The 2,782-nt window shown below is 54.9% G+C and carries 4 protein-coding genes; all 4 read right to left on the minus strand.

Features of this window, described 5'->3' with window-relative positions; genetic code table 11:
- Positions 1-110: 110 nt before the first annotated feature.
- The gene (locus WC359_14380; protein MFA5401633.1) at positions 111-1,148 is read right to left on the minus strand and encodes a hypothetical protein; all 1,038 of its coding nucleotides are present in this window, start codon (positions 1,146-1,148) and stop codon (positions 111-113) included.
- A complete protein-coding gene (locus WC359_14385) occupies positions 1,145-1,945 on the minus strand; it encodes a hypothetical protein (GenBank protein MFA5401634.1) in 801 nt (266 codons plus the stop codon). Before WC359_14385 ends, WC359_14380 begins: the two co-directional genes overlap by 4 nt.
- Before the next feature lie 58 nt (positions 1,946-2,003).
- The gene (locus WC359_14390) at positions 2,004-2,354 is read right to left on the minus strand and encodes a hypothetical protein (protein MFA5401635.1); all 351 of its coding nucleotides are present in this window, start codon (positions 2,352-2,354) and stop codon (positions 2,004-2,006) included.
- Positions 2,355-2,545: 191 nt separating this feature from the next.
- On the minus strand, positions 2,546-2,782 hold a 237-nt coding region (locus WC359_14395; GenBank protein ID MFA5401636.1), incomplete at its 5' end, for a hypothetical protein.

Genomic DNA, 2,782 nt, shown 5'->3' on the forward strand with positions numbered 1-2,782 from the left:
TTATTTTATTGGCGGCCCAGCCGGCTGAGGAAAAAAGGAGGTAACCTCAAAACCCCAGCCGACTGGACCATGAAAGCGGCAGCCGGGGGTATAAGCCGCCGCTCGCATTACTAAGACGCCTGGGTTGCCTCGGCGCGGGGAGCGGGCAGCGCCGCCACCTGGCCGCGGGCCTTCCTACACACGGGGCAGAACAGGGCGTGGCTATCGTTGTCCTGGAATACTTCAGTGGCCCTGCGCGCCCGGTGGATCTGTTTGGGGTCTTCCAGTACGTGGCTGGTGGCGTAGGTTATCAGGTTGAGGATATCGTAGGAGTTGCGGATGGGCGTGTCGATCGCCATCGTCCTGACAGTCGCCGCCGCTTCATCCTTGAGCCCGGCTTCCTTTATCATAGCTTCGAGCATCATGGCCCTCTCCGCCTCCGGGATCTCGTCCTTTATCATCTGCTGGTAGCGCTCCACTACCTTGGAGTAGGAGCCGTATGCTTCCTTCAGGCCCTTCCTGAACCAGGACCACAGGCCGTCCTTTTTGTCATCGCCGCCGCGGCCCCCTCCGAAGCTGTATTCCCTGAGCACCGTGCTCGAGGTCATGCCGTTGGTGCATACCAACCTCATCACGAAGCTCTGGACGATGGGATTGCTGATACCCAGCGGGCTGAACTTCACCAGGGCGCCGGCGCGCACCACGTCGCCGCGAGTGACTGTCGCCTTATCGATGCCGACGATCTCCAGATTCACGTTCTGGCCGTCTACGGCGACTTTGTGGTAGTCCGGCTTCTCTACCACCTTCTCGATGGACTCCAGGACACGCTCCGGTGACATGCTGTGTCCCGCATGCGGAGCCCGGAACCCGATTATCTTGCCGTCCTTCACAAGGAGCTCGAAGCGCTCCTTGTGGCCCAGCAGGTCGTTGGCCACCTGGCCGCAGGTCGTAGGCATGATCTTACCCACCATGTCGGGAGGCATGTGCAGGAATTGGAAGAGGTCTTTCACCCCGTCCTTCTCCACCTCGAGCAGCCTCTTACCCTTGCCCGGGCGCATGGTCACCATATCCGGAGTGACCACTATTTTAGTAGCAGGCTCCCGGTCTACAACCTTCGCTGTTACACTGCGAACATCCTTCAGATGGTCGAGTACATCATTAGCTTTCATTGATTTTTCTCCTTCACTTTGTTTTTCATGGCCGCCATCAGCTCTTCAACGTCGAGCTCGGCCCAGGCCTTGCTTAATTCCTCGCTCCAGAAGCCCGGCAGCTGACACTTGAGCAGTCCCTTTCTGCCGTCCTCGAGGTCTATCACGTAGGCCCACTTGAGCGGATTCTTCTGGGACATGATCGCGTCCCTGGCTTCCTGCGTCCACGGAGCCAACTCCCGGCGCTCGAACATGATATGCGCCATACTCGGCTTGCGGTAGACTATCAAATTGCAGTCCAGCACCGCTTCGATCTCCATCATGCGGCTGGTATGGGCTACAAAGACTATCAGCTGGTCCCGCTGCCGGGCCAGAGCGTTCAAACCGCCCAGTTCTATGTTGTTGTCCGACTGGCTGCGCCGGCTGCCGAACCTCAGCGCGGCCTCGTCAACGATGAGGAAAGCGCCTTTCGGGATCTTGCGAAAGTCCTTTACGTGTTTGGCCCACTTCGGCGTGTACTTCTGTGTACGCTTGGGCATGCCCAGGACGTAAACGGGCCGCCCCTGATTATGCGCTATCTCCGCGAGATACCACGCAAGAGCGGATTTCCCCTTGCCCAGGTAACCTAGTATGACAGCGGTGCCGACCCGGGGTAGAACGCTGCGCCAGTTACGCAACTGGGCGGGGCGATTATTACTGGTCTTGAGAAAATCGATCACGAAGCGCACCGCTTTGCGCTTCTCCAGGGTTATCTGCTTATCGACAGCCATAACCCCCAGGACACGCTCAGCATGTGCAAAGTCTATTTTGTTCGCCAATTTATCCCCCTTTCTTTTTGTGATGCTGTTCAGCTCTGCTTATCACCCCCTTCGCTTATTATTTGTTTAGCATTTTCTCTATAGGTTCGTCGTTATAGGAGCCATAAGGGATAGCACTACGCCAGTCTTCTGGTACTTCTGAAAGATCTGTTACTTCCTCTATCTCCGGATAAAAACATCCAGAAGTTAGAATGTAGTCAAGTTCGTCACATGCGTCTGAAGTAATAGTGTCCCTGGCTTCATCTTCTCCTCCCGCCTCAACAAACATGTCAAATGTAATTGTTGTTTTATATAACACTCTTACCTCTTGTCCCTCACAGCCTATACACTCCTGAGCGTTTTCTCCAGGTGGGATAACGTTGTATTTGCACTGTTTCAATTTGCAGTTCGATGGAGTTGTTTTATTCATAATATCACCCCCTTCCTTTAATAGGCGGGTAGGCGTAAATTACGTTGCGCCACTCACCTTTATAGAGATAGGTTGTCCTCGACAACTTCGTTCCACACTTAGGACAATAGGCGTCCTTTAAGTCCCTTGGACTAGAGAACCGATATGCTATCTGGCACTTCGAGCATTTACCCTGCATATTCACCCCCTTTCTAATCCAGTTCCGCGGTGTAGTCCGCTCTATAGAACATATTGAAGACCATCACCCTCTTATCCCCGGCCTCGATCACGGTCATTCTGGCTTCCAGGGGAGCCCTCTGTAAAAAGCCTATGAATATACTGGCTTCCGCCTGTTCCTCGTTGAGCTTAACGCCCATGATATAGGGGGAGAGGGCGGAGTATAGCGCCCGGTAGCGCCGGGCCGTGTTGAACACGGCGGGTATCAGGTC

This window comes from Dehalococcoidia bacterium (assembly GCA_041653995.1).
In the GTDB taxonomy this organism is placed as follows: domain Bacteria; phylum Chloroflexota; class Dehalococcoidia; order GIF9; family UBA5629; genus CAIMUM01.

Coding starts and splice junctions, on each gene's coding strand:
- WC359_14380 (MFA5401633.1), bottom strand. CDS start 1,148: ATGAAAGCTAATGATGTACTCGACCATCTGAAGGATGTTCGCAGTGTA.
- WC359_14390 (MFA5401635.1), bottom strand. CDS start 2,354: ATGAATAAAACAACTCCATCGAACTGCAAATTGAAACAGTGCAAATAC.